The following is an 18,681-nucleotide window of genomic DNA, read 5'->3' as shown; positions in this document are numbered from 1 at the left end:
ATAGGTTTTTAATCTTGATATTGAATTGTTTACAAAGCGGTAGGCAGAATGGCCTACTTGACATATTTAAAATGAATACAATAACAAATAAGACCAAATTTTCGTGCTAAAATCAGCCCTATATTTAGAGCGTAATTTTAACGGAGAATGCGTCATGCAACCAATATTTGCGACACAAACAGCCAGTATCTCAGAGCTAAAAAATAACCCTTCGGCACTGATCAAACAGTCAGATGGTGAGTCCATTGCGATTTTAAACCACAACAAACCCGTGGCTTACTTAGTTTCGACAGATATGTATGAGCGGATGATGGAAGCGATGGACGATATGGTATTGAGCCAAACCGTAAACGCACGGATGAATGATGGGCAAATACCTATCAAGGTCACGTTAGATGATTTATAGTCTTGAGTTTCACCTGTTAGCATTAAAAGAGTGGAAAAAGATAGCACCAAATATTCAGCAGTAGTTTAAGAAAAAATTACAGCAGCGACTCTCAAACCCTCATGTGCCTGCGTCAAAACTCTCAGGACATACTGATACTTATAAAATTAAATTACGCACCGTGGGCTATCGTTTGGTATATACCGTCAAAGATGACGTGGTGGTGGTTTATGTATTGGCAGTTGGTAAAAGAGAAAACAACAAAGTATATGACAGTCTGGCAACACGTCAGCCATAGTGAAAACACGTAAACAGCAATAAGAATAACGGAGGTCATGTGCACTATACCGCAATCATCAAAGACGGTGGTTTGTTTATCCCAAACGTATTTTCAGACCTAAACGATGGTGGCTCGCATATCGTACAAGTCGAGGTTGATATTGCAGCAGTGCGTCAGCAGTTAGAGGCGAGCGAAGCGCCAAAGGCAGACGCGCCGAGAGTACCCAAAAAGCAAGTAAAGAAGCAGACCAAAAAAGAAGTACAAAAAGCTTTAGAAAATGCTGACGCGAGTACACTACGCAAGAGCGCACTTGATGAATTAGAAGCCTTAGATGATGGTGAGCTAAGTGAGATGTTTAAAGCGTATATGAATGACGGACAGACGCCAGAACAGATATCTTTAGAGCACTTGTAATATAATCAAACCAAATCTAGTCAAAACCCTATAACTTAATAACCATATCAATGATAAAGGCAGTCCCATGACTTATTCGATTTTTTCCCAAACGCCAAACAATGCGCTAACAGAGCCGATGTTTTTTGGTAATCCGGTCAACGTGGCACGCTATGATCAGCAAAAGCATCCTATCTTTGAGCAGTTGATCGAAAAACAGTTATCGTTTTTTTGGCGTCCAGAAGAAGTCGATGTGTCACGTGATCGTATGGATTACGGCAATTTGTCCTCACATGAGCAGCATATCTTTATCAGCAACCTAAAGTATCAAACGTTACTCGATTCTATCCAAGGTCGTAGCCCAAACGTCGTGCTATTGCCATTGGTATCGATTCCTGAGCTTGAGACGTGGATTGAGACGTGGACGTTTTCTGAGACCATTCACTCGCGCAGCTATACACATATCATTCGTAATATTATCAATGACCCTGCTATCGTCTTTGATGACATTATGCAGAACGAGCATATCCTAGGGCGCGCGGCGGACATCGCTAAGTATTATGATGATTTGTATTACAGCTCATCGCTATATAACCTATATGGTGCAGGCACGCACACGATCAATGGTAAGCAAATTACCGTCGATTTAAAATCGCTAAAAAAGCAGCTTTACTTGTGTTTGATGGCAGTTAACGTCCTAGAAGCCATTCGCTTTTATGTGTCATTTGCTTGCTCGTTTGCTTTTGCCGAGCGCAAACTGATGGAAGGTAATGCCAAGATTATTAAACTAATCGCTCGTGATGAGGCGCTACATTTAACGGGCACTCAGCATATTCTTAACCTCATGCGCATCGGTCGTGATGATCCTGAGATGGTCGACATTGCCGCCGAATGTTTCGAGGAAAGCATCGAGATATTTCATAAAGCGGCTGAGCAAGAAAAAGAATGGGCAGGCTATCTATTCAAAGACGGCTCAATGATTGGTTTAAATAAAGACATTCTCTGCCAATACATCGAATACATCACCAATTTACGTATGGAAGCGGTTGGCTTGCCAGTGGCTTTCCCTAAATCAAAATCAAATCCGATCCCGTGGATTAATACATGGTTGTCGTCTGATAATGTGCAAGTTGCCCCGCAAGAAACAGAAATTAGCTCGTACTTGGTCGGTCAGATTGATTCAGACTTATCAGACAGTGACTTTGATGATTTTGAGTTATAGAAGATGGCATAAAAGACAGCGAAAAATGCTAGGGAAACAAACAGGATAAAACTATGACTTGGGTAATGACGAGTAAGAAGCAATTTTACTTGCATGATGACGAAAGCTTGCTTGATGGATTGCTACGCACCGGACATGATATCAATTATCAGTGTAAGGAAGGTTATTGTGGCAGCTGCCGCATCAAGCGTATCGCCAGCTCACACGTTATTGATTATCCTTTTGAGCCGCTTGCAATGATTGAAAAAGATGAAATCCTACCCTGCTGCTGTATAGTACAAGGCGTCATTCATGTCAATCATGAGCTGATAGGAAAGTAGCTGCTAAATCATTAACCATTCGATCAATCAAAACTTATTAAAAAAGCGCGCTATCCATAAAATAGCGCGCTTTTTGCGGTTATGCTTAGAGAACAGAGATATCAGTAACGAATTTTCTTTATAGAGGGGCACCGTCTCTTTCGAACAATAACAAAAGCTCCTCACGCATACGGTCACGCTCGGCTTCTGACATCATTGGGGTATCTTGTTCTGGAGCTTGTAAGCTTGGCGGCTGATTACCTCCGAGCATTTCATCTTGAATCATAACGGGCACGGTGACAGGTTCTTCAACTGGACGCTCCTCTAGCAATATCTTCACTTGCGCATTCTTACCTTGACGTAGGATTTGAGCATGCAGCGTGGTATTAGGTGCTTTACGAGCGACATACTGGATCAAGGTATTGGCATCAGTCATCTCAACCCCATCAATGGTCAAAACAATATCGCCAACTTTTAGACCGCTCTTAGCAGCTGGGCTCTTAGGAACCACGTTAAGTACCTCTACGCCTGTTGATGATTCGAGCTGTGTCGGATCGCGCAATTGTGACTGTATCTCAATACCGAGCCAACCACGACTGACCTTGCCATCTTTGATCAAAGCATTCATCACTTGCTCAACGATAGCGGTAGGAATAGCAAATCCAATACCCATAGAGCCACCAGAGCGTGAGTAGATAGCAGTATTAATACCAATCAGCTCACCACGTGCATCAACCAAGGCGCCGCCCGAGTTACCCGGATTAATAGCCGCATCAGTTTGAATAAAGTCTTCAAACTTATTGACGCCAAGCCCTGTACGTCCTGTCGCTGAAATAATACCTTGGGTAACGGTTTGACCGACGCCAAAGGGATTACCAATCGCTAGTGCTACATCGCCTACCAGCGTTGGTTTTTCACGAAAGCCCAACGGTGTAAGCCCAGTCATATCGACCTTAATCACTGCCAAATCACTATCTGGGTCTGTGCCAATTAATTTTGCACGGCTTTTACGACCATCATTAAGAGCAACGGTAATTTCATCGGCTTTCTCAATTACATGGGCATTGGTGACGATATAACCATCATCCGATACGATAACGCCTGAACCTAGGTTGGTATTGCCTTGCTCGTCTGACGGTGCGCCATGATATTCAAAAAACCGGCGCAACACCGGATCATTCATATAAGGATGTTCTGCCATCGTCTGCGTGGTATAGATATTGACTACAGACTGGGAGGCTCGGGCCACACCATTATGATAAGAGGCGATAGGCGTTGGTGAGTCCGATACCGGCTCAGAAGCTTGTTGCTCAGCAGGCGTGGTCTTTGGCGGCTCCCATTTTGCCTCCGATGCTGTCTTCATGCTCGCAAATAACCAAATAAAGGCGGCTGTAACCAATAGCAGTAAAATCCAAGGCAACCATTTTACTAGACCAACCTTGTTACTGGCATTCGGGGATGACGACATATAAAAACCTCTATAATTTCACATAGACAATCGGTATTAAGCCATATCAGGCATACGCCTTGATATCAGGCACTTTCACATGTGTAAATTATAGCTGTCCTCATAATACAATGGTAGCGCATCGTGTACCGTTTCAGTTATTGTGCTTGTCTATTCTTTTGCCGCCTCATGTTAAAATAGTGTTTACGAGAAATAATTCATTATTTATAAATATTTGAGCTACTGCAATTATCAATTAAAATTTTTATAAGGGAATACTATGAGCACGCACGATGTATTAATCACATCATCAAATACAATTATTACTGCACAATCCCTAACTGAATTTTGCGATGATTATTTATCAGCGAATGCGTTTAAAGATTATGCACCGAATGGTCTACAAGTAGATGGCGGGCGGCCTATTCAGCGTATTGTTACTGGTGTGACTGCCTGTGAAGCATTGATTGATGCTGCCATTGCAGACAATGCTGATGCGATTATGGTACATCATGGCTATTTTTGGAAAGGTGAAGCTGCCCCATTGACTGGTATGAAAGGTCAGCGTATTCGCAAGCTTATGCAACACGGCATCTCCTTAATCGGCTATCACCTGCCACTTGACGCCCACCCTATCATTGGAAACAACGCTAAGCTGGCTGAGTTATTAGACATGACCATCGTCGGCGCACTTTATCCAACTGAAACACATCCGGTTGGTAATATTGCCACCTGTACACCGCAGACAGCTCAAAGCCTTATTACTCAGATTACTCAAGCATTGGGGCGTATACCATTACATATTGCCGCTGATTATAAAATCAATACTAGTACCAGCGATAAATTAATCGAACGAGTTGGAATTTGTACAGGCGGCGCACAAGATATGATTGAGCAAGCGGCATTGATGGGCTGTGATGCCTTTGTCTCTGGAGAAATATCAGAGCGTACCACTCATATTGCCCGTGAGCTTGGCATTGACTATTTTGCTTGCGGGCATCATGCGACAGAACGCGGCGGCATTGAAGCATTAGGTAGGATTGTTGCTCAACAGTTTGACTTACCAGTGACCTTTATCGATATCGATAATCCTGCTTAAGCAGCAGAAACTTATTTTCTCCTAAAAAAGACAGGTAAGCAGATTTTCTTACCTGTCTTTTTTATTTTTGCCAGCAACAGAGTAAACGTATATTCACTAAATCGAAATTATGCGACAAAAAACAGGCCAAATTATTACCATCTATAGTGCTATTGTTAAGTTTTATCGCATTTTTCTTAACCACACTTGAATAATTAGAAGAATATCCGCATATTACTACCTGATAGAAAGAAAGTCTTGTCATGAGACTCCCCATTATTATAGCTTCCGGTTATGGCACTAAAATGCTGATTGAGGTCTAAAATCCTATTATTTTCACTTTTTAATAGGGATGTAGACGGCAATCGATACAATATCACCTCGGCTTATATCTTCTTGAGTGACGTGATATTTTCTCTTTTAGTGTTGCAGTAGCGGTACAGCAAACTGCTTGATGGTTTTTTAACCATTGGCTTTATTAATCAGTCTTATTTATCAGACAGATTAATTTGCTTGCCTTTATTGCTGGATAAACGATATGAGTGACCATTTACTCTCAACATAGTCAGAGTATTTAATTATCCATGCCAGTGTAATCACTGTGAGCATGGTTTGCTCACGCCACGTTCTTCCAATAATTTATTCATGACCTTACCGATGTTTTAAAGTGCCTTTTAAATAGTGTCGTTTAAATATTTTCAATCAAAGCATCTAAAACGCACAACCACTTATGCTGCTACTGGCATGAGTTGAGCGTGCATTTTTATGGTAAGTAGGATGGCTAAAACTAGGAGACATCCATGCAGCGAATTACTTATCGTGCGAAAGCATCTGCGCGAGGAGCTAAACGCCGTATATCATATGTATTGCGTCCATCTAAACGCTTGCTAAACACTAAAAGTAACATCGTTCCAGCTATAACACCAATCAAAATAACACGTTTTGCCAAAACCAAGAAGTTGGCACAAATCTCAAGCATTGCCTTACTCTCACTCCCTGCTGAGAGTTTGACGACCATGAATACCCAAGTACCCGCTTATGACCACGTCATGCTCGATAAAACCTTGACGATTGCTGCTGTCCCGGGCGATAGCACTTATTTTGCGACCGATGGCTTCCAACATGGCTTTGGCTACGATTTAGTACGTAGCTATGCTGATGAGCTTGGGGGAGAAGTCACCCTAAGAGCTTATGCCGATGAGGAAGCTGCGCTAAGATCATTACGATCAGGCGATGCGGATATGGCATTGACCACTGCCAGTACCCAATTAAAAAGCCAGCTGAATTTGTCATCCATTAATGTCAGCTGTGGTTATGATGCCAGTTTGACCAAAAATGGCTTGCATCCTAAAGTAAGCTGGACTTTTAATTCTGCCAGCGATCCGTTATCAAAAAAAGCCAGCTATTTTTTATGTGATAGCATCAAGCTCGATAACACACAAAAGCTCGCCGCCTTTTATAATCAAGACTTATTAAAAGATGCCTATAGCCAAGACCATTTCAAAACCACACTGACAGAAAAGCTGCCCGATTATCGCTCTTCTTTTGAAGAACAAGCGCGTAACTATAATCACGATTGGGAGCTTTTGGTTGCCATGGGCTATCAAGAGTCGCACTTGGATGCCAACGCCGTCTCTCCGACTGGTGTTCGTGGCCTTATGATGCTAACCAACAGTACAGCAAAGGCAATGGGCGTCTCAGATCGGGTGGATCCTTACCAGAGTATCGGTGGCGGCGCTCGTTATTTAGAGCAGATGAAAGATGACTTTGCTGATGTGCCAAAAACGGATCGTATCTGGTTTGCGCTTGCGGCTTATAACATGGGACCAAATGCGGTTAAAGGTATTCAACGTAAATTAAGCGCTCAAGGTATCGATGATAAAAGCTGGGCAAATATTTATGCGTATCTATCTGAGAATCAAGCGTCAAATAGCCGTTATGGTCAAGCGATGCATTATGTCAGTAATATCAGAAGCTATCTTGAAACAATAAAAACCGCCACGGTTTAATAAGAGTGAAATACTAACCCTTGATATCACCATAAAAAAAGCTGCTCTTTAATAAGAGCAGCTTTTTTATAGCAGCGTTGATGCCAATACAAACAAATTAACGATTAGGCACTGTTAAGCGTTGACCGCGTTGCAGCATCGTATCGACTGCAATGTTATTCATATCTGCAAGCTCTTTGGTTGAAACATCGTATTTACGTGCCAGACCAATCAAGCTGTCTCCTGCGCCAACCGTATAGCTGACTGTTACTTTTGGTACTTTAATGGTTTGACCACGTTGTAACTGAGCTTTGGTAGATAAATCATTGGTAGCAGCCAAATCTTCAACTGAAACACCAAAGCGACGCGCTAAGGCAATGAGTCCATCGCCAGATTGCACCTTATAGTTTTCTGTATTGCCAAGCTTTTTACCACTATTATTACTGGCAATTGGTGTGCTCTCCGCCTTACTGGTCGTCTCTGTGCTCACCGAGCTAGCACTCTTACTAGCAGAAGCGCTCACGCTACCTTTTGCAGGAATGGTGATCGTACGACCAAGTATTAAGTTAGAGTTGGTCTTAAGGTTATTGGCTGCTGCCAAATCACTTAAGCCAATATTGTAGCGCTGAGCTACACCCGTCAACGTATCGCCTGATTTTACCTTGTAACTGACTGCCTCATCATTTAGCTGACGATCAACCAATTCTTTTAATACAGGAAGCTTAATGGTTTGACCACGTTGCAAACGTGCTTTAGCATCAAAATTACTGTTTACGGCCGCAATGTCTTCTGCGCTCACCCCAACGCTATTAGCAATGCCAATCAAAGTATCGCCTGATTTGACTTTATAATTACTGGTTGCCGCTGAGCTTGAACTGTTGGTTTTGGTTGTGGTGTTGCTACTAGCAGGGCGCTGCTGTGTAGTCGTAGGTGCACTGTTAGAAGTAAAATCTACGCTTGCAGGTACTTTTAATGTTTGACCGACATATAATGAATCTGTCGTGCCAATGTCATTAAGACTGGCCAATGTCTCAGTCGTTACATTAAACTGACGCGCAAGTGCGATCAAGCCATCACCCGCTTTGACTTTATAGTTTTTGGTCGCAGTAGATGACTTCTTCGCTTTAGTAGATGGCGCGGCAGGTGTGCTGACTGGCGCTGTTACCTTACCTGGGATAAGCCATAGTTTCTGACCTCTTAATAGGTCAGCACGGCTGCTCAAATTATTATAGCTTGCTAGCTGCGTCACTGATAAACCAAAGCGATTGGCAGTACCTATAAGCGTATCGCCACCTTGTACCACATAACTTTCGGGCTGGCTCGCGACAGTGCTGCTTGTAGCACTCAATGGCTCGATAATTTTGGCATTATATAGATACAAAGTACTACCAGAGAGTAGCTTGGCACTAGCATCCATCTGATTCCATTCGGCAATATCGCGCCAGCTCACACCAGAGCGACTGGCAATATTAGCCAAAGTATCGCCACGTTTGACCGTATAAGTGGTACGTGTACCTTGTGGTTTCGGCTTACTAACCGAGGTTTTTGGGAAGCTTAGCTTTTTCTCTTTTCCAGTCGCCTCTAGGACAGATTGTTGTGTCTGTACGGCTGATAGATTGATATTACCGTCAGCATTAACGACATTGGTTTCAGGTGTATTAATGCGGATTTGACTGGCAATAAAATCACGCTCCGCTTTACTTAGTGGCGGCTCTTGAATGATGGTATTGTTTTGAGTAATTTGTGCCGATGTGGTCGGTAAGCTGTTACTACTAATTAGCTCAGCATTGATTTTTTTGGTTTCAGCTGAGGTTAAAGGCGGCTCTGTCCGTACTGAGGCGCTGCTACTATAAACTGAGCTGCTGGTCGTTGACGACGATGGCGGAATATAGCTGGTGGTTTGCTGCGGTACACTGGCGCTCGCGGCATAATCTGCAAGACCTTTACCAGTAGATGGCAATGAAGTGCTGCCAGTATAGGGCTTATTATTATAGCTTGGGGTTGTTGACCCAGAGTAGCTTGGGGTCGTCGTAACAGCATTATTAGACGCAAGGATATTGCTACTGCCGTTACCTCTTAATGCACTTAGCTTCGCATCTGTCGTGAGACTGATATCATTAGGAATAATAATACGCTGTGGACCTGATGAGTCGATACGCGCTGAGGTTAACGCTGTATTTAATCTTTGTAACTCATCATAGCTAACACCTGTAACTTGTGATACTTCGGCTAAGCTGACGCCATAATTAACAGGCACACTACGAAAATGCTGACGGTTGGCAATAGCAGGCAGATAAACACCATATTGCTCAGGCTTAGCGACGATTTCGGCAACTGCCAAAAAGCGCGGTACATAGTTCATGGTCTCTGTTGGTAATCTAAGCGACCAATAGTCAGTCGGTAGGCCTTGAGCTCTATTAGCATCGATCGCTTTTTGTACACGACCAGGACCGGCATTATAAGCGGCCAATGCCAGCTCCCATGAGCCAAACTGATTGTGTAACGCGGTCAAAAAGTCATAAGCGGCACGGGTTGACTCGATGACATCACGGCGACCATCGTAGGTGCTGCTTTGATTAAGACCATAGATGCGCCCTGTACTTGGAATGAACTGCCATAAACCTGCTGCAGCCGCGCTACTGGTACCACTTGGATCATAGGAGCTTTCAATCACAGGTAGTAAGGCAAGCTCGGTCGGGATATTACGACGCTCAGCTTCTCGTACAGTGTGGTATAAATAGCGACTGGCACGCGCTGTTAAACGATTTAGATAATCCTGTCTACTGGTAAACCAGCCTTTTTGCCCTTCAATACGCTGATTATAAACCGGCTGTCCACCGTTCATACGGTAGCCTGCGCGCAGGCGATTCCATAAATCACCATATTGCTGAATAGCAAGCTTATTGCCTTCAACCATAGTCATGTCGGTGGCTTCTAATAAATCAGCAAGCTCATCTAAGCTTTCAGCATCCAAAAATGCGGTTGAATAATCTGCATTTTCCGTTGGCTGAACTTGTGTGGTAGGACGCTTAGTCACCACAGCTGTGCTGCCAGTCGCCCCCGTCTTTTTCACCGCTGATGTATTACTACACGCACTGATAAGAAGAGTTGACACCGCAAGCGTCAATGGTAAAGCTATAAATGAGCGATATTTTGATGACACAGTAGACATGATAATGGAAGTTTCCTAACAACGAGAAGTGATGAAATAAAGTTGATTCACAGTATAGTACGCAATATCGAATAAAGACCAGCTCAATATAAAATATAATGCACAAAAATTAATGTGCCCTATCATTGATGACTAAAGGTTCTGCTCATTAGCTGACTTTACTATTAGACGAAGACTAATTAATCGTAACTTGGGATACAGCACGCAGAAGTATAGCGTCACCAGTAGACAAAGCCAGTGTCACTCTTGAAGTAGTAACAAAGGAGACCTTTTGACCATCTTTTAACCAGCTTTCATTGGTAGTTACATTGGCTTTTGCTTGTTCACCTGAAATTACAATGTTATCAACATTGATGTCATAGCGATAGTCTGAGGTATTGCCCCAACTATTTTGCAGCAGTTGTAAATAAGCCTCTTTGTCCAAACTGGTAGACTTGCCTTTTCTTGACAATGAAATCAATGCCTCATCAGAAACCAAACGCGCCACCTGATTAATATTTCGATTATTAGCGGCAGACTTCATAGCAGTCGCGTAGTTTTGTACCAAGGCTTCAGTCATGGTTGCTGCTTGCGCAGTGATAGTTATGGTGCTGACAGCAGCAACGATTGCTGCCAAGCTGGCACCTTTTATCATTAGAGCCAATAGCCCTTTTCCCCATAGTTGTTTCATGATATTCCTTAATGGTGGCTTTATAATCATTACTATTGAACGACGATGAAATAGCTACGATTTAATCATAGAGGCTATTTATATCCAACAGATCTATACCCTGAGCTTTTAACTACTGATGAGCTATTATCTTCAATCAATGCAGTAATTAACCAGCATTTCTATCGATGGGCATTTCTAATAAGTGCTTTTATATTAGATTTCTAGCAGCCGCTTATTAGGATACATTTAGCCTATCACTTAATTCTCACAGCCATGTGACACCCTGTGTAATTATTGCGACTACCTCAATAAAGTATACTTTTTGAATAAATAAGCTATCTCATAAAAAGCATGCGCTAAATTATTAGTAGTTTACGCAATAAAAACGGATTAAGTTTTTACTGGTTATTGTCAGCCGTATAGTCTTCATAATGCTCATCATCGCTCAGCTTCATACCCAAACGCTCTACTCGTTTGTCCATCATTTGCCGAGCCAATGCCTGCATATCTTCGACACGATCTATTTCATCGACAATCTCAAGACCCAATAAGGTCTCAAATACGTCTTCTAGAGTGACTAAGCCTTTGACTTCGCCGTACTCACCAACCGTAATTGCAATATGAATACGGTTTTTTAGCATGAGCTCTAATAAATCAAACAGTTTCATTTTGGAAAAGACAAAGGTAATGTCTCGTTTAAACTGATTCAATGGCTTATGCATCGCATGATTGACTTTTGCCAATAACATGTCTGTTTTTAATACAAAACCAGTAATGTTGTCTAGGTCACCATCATAAACTGGCAAGCGTGAAAACGTGAGTTTTGGCCGATCAACCAACAGCTCAGCAACGGTTTTATTTTCTTCAAATGCTAGCATCACCGAACGCGGGGTCATAATATCTTCGACCTTAATAGCCCCAAATGCCAGTAAGTTACGAATAATACGTGACTCTAGCGGGTCAATTTGTCCTGATTCTTCACCGATACTGGCAAGCGCGGCAAACTCACGGCGGCTAAATGCTTGCGGTTCTTTACCCCGTACCAGCAGCTTGGTGAGTTTTTCTGAGATCCAAATTAGTGGATATAGCAGTAAAATAATGCCACGTACAAAGTAGGCAACCAGACCACTTAACTGACGCCAATATACTGTTCCCAGCGTCTTTGGGATGATTTCAGATAAAAACAAAATGGCCAAGGTCATAACGGCAGAAAACAGCCCAAACCAAGCACTACCAAACACAATCGTCGCCTGAGCACCAGCGCCGATAGAGCCCAAGGTATGAGCCACCGTATTCAAGGTCAAGATAGCGGCCAATGACTGATCGATATTATCGACCTTCAAACGTCTTAGCATATTTGCTTTTTTTGGATTGCTCTCTTGAACATCTGCGATATAAGAAGGTGTCATGCTCAACAATGCGGCCTCTGATAAAGAGCACACAAAGGAGATACCGATAGCAACGACCACAAAAAATATCAACAACAGCACACTCATGGCAGTTGGCTCTGCTACCAAACTTTCTGTGACTACGCCCCCCGCTGCAAAAGCGGAATAAGGCAATGACAACATCAGCATTGCTAGCAGTGCTGATAGCCCAGAAACCGATTTAATAGGACTAAAACGTTCAGAATCGCGTGTCATCGCGGGAAGTTTGGCAGACGCTTCTTGACAAGCGCGTGGACGACATAATCGAGGTGTAAACATAAAAGAGGTAAACAAGTTAGGTAACCTAAACAAAGAAGTAGAAGGAAGTCACAATATATCATGAGCAGAGGCAAGCAGATAGAAAATATTATCTGATATGGTCTGGATCTGTGATATATAAATGAGCACATATCGCTCAGCCCAATGGCTTAAATCTTACTGTAAAAACTGGCGACTATTTGCTTTAGATAGTAGCATTGATGTGCTTATTTCACAATAAATTGCTATATATTTCAATAATCACAATACATTTGTGAATGATAGAAATACGGGTTTCGCTTGATGGCATATTAACTATTTACTATTGGGCTTGTTTTATAAGTCAATGGATTCTATATAGTGTAGACAGTTTAAAAAGTAAGATAGGCAAAATAATGCGCTATCAACATGCCTTTAGCTTAAGAAAAACACCCCCAGCTTATGATTAACAGTTACCAAGTCTGGGATTTTTTGCTACTATGCGTCTAAATTAATTGTTATCTATAACCTGTCGAGAGAAACTATGTTGTTATTTATCCAAACCGCTCATGCTGCTGAAACTGCCGGTGCGGCATCATTGTTCGGTCAAATCTTATTACCAGTTGCTTTTTTTGCTATTTTTTACTTTTTGGTGATTCGTCCACAATCAAAACGTACTAAAGAGCATCGCGCTATGGTAAGTGCTTTGACAGTCGGCAGTGAAATCATATTTGCTGGTGGTTTGATGGGTCGTATCAAACATTTGGAAGGCGATTATGCAGTGGTAAGCTTAAATAATAATACAGATATCAAGGTACAACGTGCTTCTGTTATTTCAGTATTGCCAGCTGGTACTATCGAAAGCGTTTAAACGTCATTAACATCTTTGATAATTGACATATGTGATCGTTAGAGTTAGTCAGCACGATAATAGCTGACTATTGCTGTATCAGCATCAATTAACAGTTGTAATGATTATAAAATGACCGTACATTATTTACGGTCATTTTTGGCTTTACCGTTTTATGCTTTATTATCATCGCGGATGATCACAGTGGTGGACTATCATGGCTTCTATGGCAGCCAAATAAGCACCTCACCATTGTTATCGCTAACTTCCCATCTGCTAACTTGTGGCCTGCGTCGCCAGTAGTTTATCAACCTAAAGAAGTGATTATGCAATATCCCGCTTGGAAATACCTACTCATCACCGTCGTACTTATCATTGCCGGTCTATACGCTGCTCCTAACTTATATCCTGACGAACCTGCCGTACAGATTACCAGTGCTGCAGCAGGCACACAGCTGTCTGATGGCATTTTAACGCAGTCACAAGACTTGTTAAAAGAAGCTGGCTTGAACTACCATGATGGTACGTTTAAAGGTAACAGTGCGTTGGTACGTCTTGACAATTCAGTCGATCAGCTCAAAGCTCAGGAAGTATTGAGAAAAAACTTGGGTGAGAACTATGTGGTTGCACTGAACTTAGCGCAGACAACGCCGCAGTGGTTGCGTGATATCGGCGCAAAGCCCATGAAACTTGGTCTTGATTTGCGTGGTGGCGTTCGTTTCGTCTTAGAAGTTGATATGGACAAGGCGCTCGAACAACGTCTGACCAGTGCCAGTCGCGATATTCGACGAGATCTAAGAGCTGAGCGCATTGCTGTTAAAGGTATCAAAAACGACAAGCGTAGCGTGGTATTGCATTTTTCTGATACAGACACTCGTAACCGTGCACAAAACGTTTTGCAAAGCTCGATGGGTAACACCTTTGCCCTGCAATCTTCTATCGATAAGCAAGGTCCTGCCCTAATTTTATCGTATAACGATGCCACTTTAGATGAAATCAACAGCTATGCGGTCAATCAAAACTTAACTACCTTACGCAATCGTATTGCCGAGCTTGGGGTAACAGAAGCTTTAGTACAATCGCAAGGCGCTAGCCGTATCGTCGTTGAGTTACCAGGTGTGCAAGATACCGCTGAGGCAAAACGCGTCCTTGGTCGTACTGCCAATCTTGAATTCCGTATGGTTGCTGAAGGTGCCGAAAATTATACAGGCGGTATTCCACCTGCCGGTACTGAAGCGTTTCCATTTGAAACCCTCGATGGTCCGCCAGTATTATTGGAGCGCCAAGCGATTGTCACTGGTGATAAAGTTACCAATGCTCAAACCGGTATTGATGAAAGCGGTTCACCTGAGGTTAGTATCACTTTAGACAGTGCTGGTGGTAAGCTGATGCAGAATGCTACCCGTACAGCGGTTGGCAAACAAATGGCAGTATTGTTCATTGAAAATAAACAGCGCATCGCTTATGAAGAAGATCCAGTAACTGGCGAGACGACTGAAATTCGGACGCCATATTCTGAAACAAAAGTCATTAACCGTGCAAATATCCAAGCAGTCCTTGGCTCATCATTCCGTATTACCGGTCTTGATAGTAGTGCTGAAGCGGCTGAGCTTGCGCTGTTACTACGTTCAGGCGCATTAGCGGCACCGATGTATTTCGTTGAAGAGCGCACCATTGGTCCATCACTGGGTCAGGAAAATATCGATAAAGGGTTATTTTCTACACAGGTTGGTTATTTACTAGTCTTTGCATTTATGATTATCTTCTATCGTCTATTTGGTGTGATCGCTAATATCGCCCTAGCATTTAACGTTATTATCATCATCTCTATTATGTCAATCTTAGGCTCATCACTGACGCTACCTGGCATTGCTGGTATTGTATTGACCATTGGTATGGCAGTCGATGCTAACGTTCTGATTTTTGAGCGTATCCGTGAAGAGCTGGCAAATGGAGTGAGACCGAAATCGGCTATCGTGGCAGGTTTTGATCGCGCCTATAGTAGTATTTTCGATGCCAATATTACAACCTTACTGGTCGCCTTTATCTTATTTGCGATTGGTACAGGTCCGATTAAAGGCTTTGCGATTACTTTAGCGATTGGTATTGTCAGCTCGCTGTTCACCGCAATTTTGGTAACCCGTGCACTGATACAAATTGCTTATGGTAAGCGTAAATCTATCAAACGTCTGAGCATCGGTTAGGAGAAAACTATGGCAATCGATAATAACAATCCTCTAGAAAAACAGAACAATCCTGAACCGAATGGCTCAAATAATGAAGCAACTACGCGTCGCCGTAAAAAGCCGCGCCGTGATGGCAAAGGTAGCAATACCCAAACCAATAACGCCACTGCTAAAAAATCAGCTAATAAAAATCCGCGTAGTGGCAAAAGCGGTGATAAAGATAGCCAGATGCTCGCCTCTGCTGCTATCGATCCTAGCTTAGCATTAGGTGATGCCGCTGACGATGCTGCTGCCTATGCCGAAGGCGGTATCAAAGCCGTCGGTGATCAGCGTATCATCCCTTTTATGAAGCTAGAAAAGCCAATGGGCATTTTATCAATTATTTTGGTGATTGGTAGTATCATTGCAATTGCGGTCAATGGCTTAAACCTTGGCCTCGATTTTACCGGTGGCGTGTCAGCAGATGTGCGCTATGAGCAATCTGTCGAGCAAGGTGATGTGGTTACTGCGTTAGCAGATAATGGCTTTGATGATGCAGTCGTGCAGTATCTAGGCACCTCGCAAGAGCTGCTAATACGCTTGCCACCCCAATCTGATAACATCGATGGTCTTAACACCAGCTTGAGCGAAGCGTTAGCGCTACCTAATAACAATGTTGAAATCAGCAACGTTAATATCATCGGTAGCCAAGTTGGTAACGAGATCTATCTAAGCTCAGTCATGTCGATTGTGCTCGCACTAGTGTGTATGCTGGGATATGTTGCCCTGCGCTTCCAGTTCAAACTGGCACTTGGCGCAGTATTGTCCTTGTTTCATGATGCTATCGTGACCATCGGTGTCTTTGCCTTATTTGGCTTCCCATTTGATTTAACAGTACTAGCAGCCATCTTGGCATTGATTGGTTATTCATTGAACGATACCATCGTTGTCTATGACCGTATCCGTGAAAATTTCCGCCGTGTCCGCGGTATTAGTCCGCGTCAAACGATTGATTTGTCATTGACAGAGACCCTACGCCGTACGATTATGACTATCTCAACCGTACTATTAGTGGTATTAGCGATGCTATTCTTAGGCGGCGATGGCTTATTCTGGTTCTCAGCGGCACTGTTTATTGGTTTACTTGCTGGTACTTATTCATCTACCTATATTGCAAGCTCGATTCCTCTAGCAATGGGTCTGTCACGTGATGACTTTATCGTCAAAGTAAAACCTGAGTTTGAAGAAGAAATCGTGACTTTCAATGATCCAAAGATGTTTGAACAAGATTGATACTGGTACCCCTGCTCATTTGGTAAATTCTCTATTAAGTAAGTAGTTAAGCATTATTATGACAAAAGCACCTAGATTCTAGGTGCTTTTGTCTATGTATGATAGTCAAAATCAAATCAATACCCAAAGCGTTTAGCGCTGCTATAAGTTATTATCCTTAGCACTACCTATGAGCATTCTTAATCTGCCTATCTAAGCGATTGTCTTATGTCATCTACCCTACCGCCAAGTGCTATGCCGCCTATTGATACTGGCTATGCGCGTATTATCGCTATTGCATTGCCAGTATTACTGGCAAATCTTGCCATGCCACTACAAAGCGTCATTGATACGGCGATTATTGGCAATATGAATGATACGGCAAAACTTGCTGGTATCGGGCTTGCAGTACAACTGCTGTCACTATTGCTCGTCAGTTTTAACTTTTTGCAATATGCCTCATCTGGACTTTCGGCTCAAGCTCTTGGGCAGTTGGCTAATAAAAACACTGCTCATAACGACACTTTAAAAAATAACTCTAGTCAGCAATCACCGCTGTTGTCCATCTTGCAGCGTGCTTTGGTGTTGGCATTTATGATTGGCGCGATTCTCCTACTGGCAAAACCTTGGCTCATTGATATTGGTTTACAAGCGCTCGCCGCCAATCCTGATAGTGGCGCTGCAGCAAAGACTTATTTAGATGTGCGCTTTTGGGGTGTGATAGCTGAGCTGATGAACTTTGCATTTATTGGCTGGTTTGCCGGTCAAGGCAAGACCCGTTATATGCTATATCAACAAGGCTTTATCGCCGTGATTAATATCATCCTGACGCTATTTTTTGTCTTTGCGATGGATATGGGTTTGGTCGGTGTCGCCTTGGGTACAGCGATTGCCTTTTGGCTGGGTGTAGTATTGGCATTATGGTTAAGTCGTCTACATTTAAAAATCTCTTGGCAGGCGTTATTTACCGCTGACCCGCAGCATTTTAGTAAAAATAAAATGCTTAGGCTATTTTCTTTAAATAAAGATATTTTTATTCGTACGCTTATTTTAACCTTAAGCTTCGCTTGGATTACTCGCCTCTCTGCCCAAAGCGGCGACGTCATACTCGCTGCCAATGCTATTTTACTACAAGTATTGAGTATCTCAGCCTTTGCCCTTGACGGCGTTGCCGTGTCCGCTGAGACCTTGAGCGGACAAGCAGCAGGTCGACGAGATTGGTCACGCTTTCGCATTATTGTGAAGCGTACCGGCATCGTGAGCTACGGTCTTGCTATCCTGCTAAGTGCGATATGGTGGCTTGCCATGCCCACATATCTACAGTTTATGACCAATATCGAAGCAGTTTTTACGCTCGCGTACGACTACCATTTATATGCTTTCCTGTTACCACTTGTTGGGGTTGGTGCTTACTGGTTAGATGGGATATTTTTTGGTTTAACAGCAGGTAGTATTATTCGCAATGCAGCCCTTATATTAGCGGTTATATTTTTCCCATTGAGTTGGTTGCTTTATCAGCAATGGGATATGACTGGTATCTGGCTCAGCGTATGGTGTTTATTGTTGCTAAGAATGCTGATACTCGCTGGGTTCTTATACCGCGCTCATCAAACAGGTGGCTATGCAAAACTCCAACTTGAGCGTTGACCAATCAGCATTACACTATTAAGCTCCCTTTAAAATTTAATATAGTTAAAATACCTTAAAAGTGCTACGGTACTGCTGGTATAAATTTTTTACAGCCTCTGTCAGCAACGGCACAGCAAGCAAGAAAAATTGATATCAGCAGTACGTTATGTATCGATATTGCTTTT

At 42.8% G+C, this 18,681-nt stretch carries 14 protein-coding genes and 1 pseudogene; 11 read left to right on the top strand and 4 right to left on the bottom strand.

All coding sequences use genetic code 11. The annotated features are described in order from the left end of the window. Positions 1–154 precede the first annotated feature (154 nt). The 5 genes and pseudogenes from AC0J5Y_RS05720 (at position 155) to yfaE (ending at position 2,600) form a co-directional block, all read left to right on the top strand. On the top strand, positions 155–406 hold the full coding sequence (locus AC0J5Y_RS05720) for a type II toxin-antitoxin system Phd/YefM family antitoxin (protein ID WP_475131936.1): 252 nt from the start codon (positions 155–157) through the stop codon (positions 404–406). Continuing rightward, positions 396–683: pseudogene (locus tag AC0J5Y_RS05715) on the top strand (type II toxin-antitoxin system RelE family toxin). Before AC0J5Y_RS05720 ends, AC0J5Y_RS05715 begins: the two are co-directional and overlap by 11 nt. A 39-nt stretch (positions 684–722) precedes the next feature. Further along, entirely contained in the window at positions 723–1,079 is a 357-nt protein-coding gene (locus AC0J5Y_RS05710) for a hypothetical protein (protein ID WP_475131935.1), read from the top strand. A gap of 67 nt (positions 1,080–1,146) precedes the next feature. Then, positions 1,147–2,280 carry a class Ia ribonucleoside-diphosphate reductase subunit beta gene (gene nrdB / locus AC0J5Y_RS05705; RefSeq protein ID WP_475131934.1) on the top strand — a complete coding sequence of 378 codons (1,134 nt, stop codon included), beginning with the start codon at positions 1,147–1,149 and terminating at the stop codon, positions 2,278–2,280. A gap of 53 nt (positions 2,281–2,333) precedes the next feature. Then, positions 2,334–2,600 carry a class I ribonucleotide reductase maintenance protein YfaE gene (gene yfaE, locus AC0J5Y_RS05700; protein WP_475131933.1) on the top strand — a complete coding sequence of 89 codons (267 nt, stop codon included), beginning with the start codon at positions 2,334–2,336 and terminating at the stop codon, positions 2,598–2,600. 118 nt (positions 2,601–2,718) lie between these two features. Here the strand turns inward: yfaE and AC0J5Y_RS05695 are convergent, their stop codons facing one another. Continuing rightward, on the bottom strand, positions 2,719–4,047 hold the full coding sequence (locus tag AC0J5Y_RS05695) for a S1C family serine protease (RefSeq protein WP_475131932.1): 1,329 nt from the start codon (positions 4,045–4,047) through the stop codon (positions 2,719–2,721). A 259-nt stretch (positions 4,048–4,306) separates the two neighbouring features. Between AC0J5Y_RS05695 and AC0J5Y_RS05690 the strand changes: the two genes are divergently transcribed. Together AC0J5Y_RS05690 and AC0J5Y_RS05685 are read left to right on the top strand one after the other, a co-directional pair. Then, positions 4,307–5,125, top strand: coding sequence for a Nif3-like dinuclear metal center hexameric protein (locus AC0J5Y_RS05690; RefSeq protein ID WP_475131931.1), 819 nt, complete (start codon positions 4,307–4,309; stop codon positions 5,123–5,125). A 779-nt stretch (positions 5,126–5,904) separates the two neighbouring features. Continuing rightward, positions 5,905–7,113: a transglycosylase SLT domain-containing protein gene (locus AC0J5Y_RS05685; RefSeq protein ID WP_475131930.1), complete on the top strand. Its 1,209-nt coding sequence runs from the start codon at positions 5,905–5,907 to the stop codon at positions 7,111–7,113. A 97-nt stretch (positions 7,114–7,210) separates the two neighbouring features. Here the strand turns inward: AC0J5Y_RS05685 and AC0J5Y_RS05680 are convergent, their stop codons facing one another. From AC0J5Y_RS05680 to AC0J5Y_RS05670, 3 genes are all read right to left on the bottom strand, one after another. Next, entirely contained in the window at positions 7,211–10,264 is a 3,054-nt protein-coding gene (locus AC0J5Y_RS05680; RefSeq protein WP_475131929.1) for a lytic transglycosylase, read from the bottom strand. A 175-nt stretch (positions 10,265–10,439) separates the two neighbouring features. Continuing rightward, the gene (locus tag AC0J5Y_RS05675) at positions 10,440–10,934 is read right to left on the bottom strand and encodes a hypothetical protein (RefSeq protein WP_475131928.1); all 495 of its coding nucleotides are present in this window, start codon (positions 10,932–10,934) and stop codon (positions 10,440–10,442) included. 380 nt (positions 10,935–11,314) lie between these two features. Then, positions 11,315–12,493, bottom strand: coding sequence for a hemolysin family protein (locus tag AC0J5Y_RS05670; RefSeq protein WP_475132100.1), 1,179 nt, complete (start codon positions 12,491–12,493; stop codon positions 11,315–11,317). A gap of 631 nt (positions 12,494–13,124) precedes the next feature. Here AC0J5Y_RS05670 and yajC point away from each other — a divergent pair. The 4 genes from yajC to AC0J5Y_RS05650 all read left to right on the top strand — a co-directional run bounded on the left by yajC (position 13,125) and on the right by AC0J5Y_RS05650 (position 18,514). Continuing rightward, on the top strand, positions 13,125–13,451 hold the full coding sequence (yajC, locus tag AC0J5Y_RS05665) for a preprotein translocase subunit YajC (protein ID WP_475131927.1): 327 nt from the start codon (positions 13,125–13,127) through the stop codon (positions 13,449–13,451). Between the two features lie 305 nt (positions 13,452–13,756). Then, a complete protein-coding gene (secD, locus tag AC0J5Y_RS05660) occupies positions 13,757–15,634 on the top strand; it encodes a protein translocase subunit SecD (protein ID WP_475131926.1) in 1,878 nt (625 codons plus the stop codon). A gap of 9 nt (positions 15,635–15,643) precedes the next feature. After that, complete coding sequence (secF, locus tag AC0J5Y_RS05655) at positions 15,644–16,888, top strand: protein translocase subunit SecF (RefSeq protein WP_475131925.1); 1,245 nt, start codon at positions 15,644–15,646, stop codon at positions 16,886–16,888. Positions 16,889–17,095: 207 nt separating this feature from the next. After that, positions 17,096–18,514, top strand: a complete 1,419-nt coding sequence (locus tag AC0J5Y_RS05650) for an MATE family efflux transporter (RefSeq protein WP_475131924.1) — start codon at positions 17,096–17,098, stop codon at positions 18,512–18,514. The last annotated feature ends 167 nt before the right edge of the window (positions 18,515–18,681 follow it).

This window comes from Psychrobacter sp. TS_SC_6, from assembly GCF_056156305.1.
The sequence above is the reverse complement of the archived record's forward strand: the minus strand, read 5'-3'. Positions and strand labels throughout refer to the sequence as shown.

Excerpts from the sequence above, each read along its gene's own strand:
- secD (WP_475131926.1), top strand. The coding sequence starts at position 13,757 with ATGCAATATCCCGCTTGGAAATACCTACTCATCACCGTCGTACTTATC.
- AC0J5Y_RS05650 (WP_475131924.1), top strand. The coding sequence starts at position 17,096 with ATGTCATCTACCCTACCGCCAAGTGCTATGCCGCCTATTGATACTGGC.
- AC0J5Y_RS05690 (WP_475131931.1), top strand. The coding sequence starts at position 4,307 with ATGAGCACGCACGATGTATTAATCACATCATCAAATACAATTATTACT.
- AC0J5Y_RS05670 (WP_475132100.1), bottom strand. The coding sequence starts at position 12,493 with ATGCTGATGTTGTCATTGCCTTATTCCGCTTTTGCAGCGGGGGGCGTA.
- AC0J5Y_RS05685 (WP_475131930.1), top strand. The coding sequence starts at position 5,905 with ATGCAGCGAATTACTTATCGTGCGAAAGCATCTGCGCGAGGAGCTAAA.
- yajC (WP_475131927.1), top strand. The coding sequence starts at position 13,125 with ATGTTGTTATTTATCCAAACCGCTCATGCTGCTGAAACTGCCGGTGCG.
- nrdB (WP_475131934.1), top strand. The coding sequence starts at position 1,147 with ATGACTTATTCGATTTTTTCCCAAACGCCAAACAATGCGCTAACAGAG.
- AC0J5Y_RS05720 (WP_475131936.1), top strand. The coding sequence starts at position 155 with ATGCAACCAATATTTGCGACACAAACAGCCAGTATCTCAGAGCTAAAA.
- AC0J5Y_RS05680 (WP_475131929.1), bottom strand. The coding sequence starts at position 10,264 with ATGTCTACTGTGTCATCAAAATATCGCTCATTTATAGCTTTACCATTG.
- AC0J5Y_RS05675 (WP_475131928.1), bottom strand. The coding sequence starts at position 10,934 with ATGAAACAACTATGGGGAAAAGGGCTATTGGCTCTAATGATAAAAGGT.
- yfaE (WP_475131933.1), top strand. The coding sequence starts at position 2,334 with ATGACTTGGGTAATGACGAGTAAGAAGCAATTTTACTTGCATGATGAC.
- secF (WP_475131925.1), top strand. The coding sequence starts at position 15,644 with ATGGCAATCGATAATAACAATCCTCTAGAAAAACAGAACAATCCTGAA.
- AC0J5Y_RS05695 (WP_475131932.1), bottom strand. The coding sequence starts at position 4,047 with ATGTCGTCATCCCCGAATGCCAGTAACAAGGTTGGTCTAGTAAAATGG.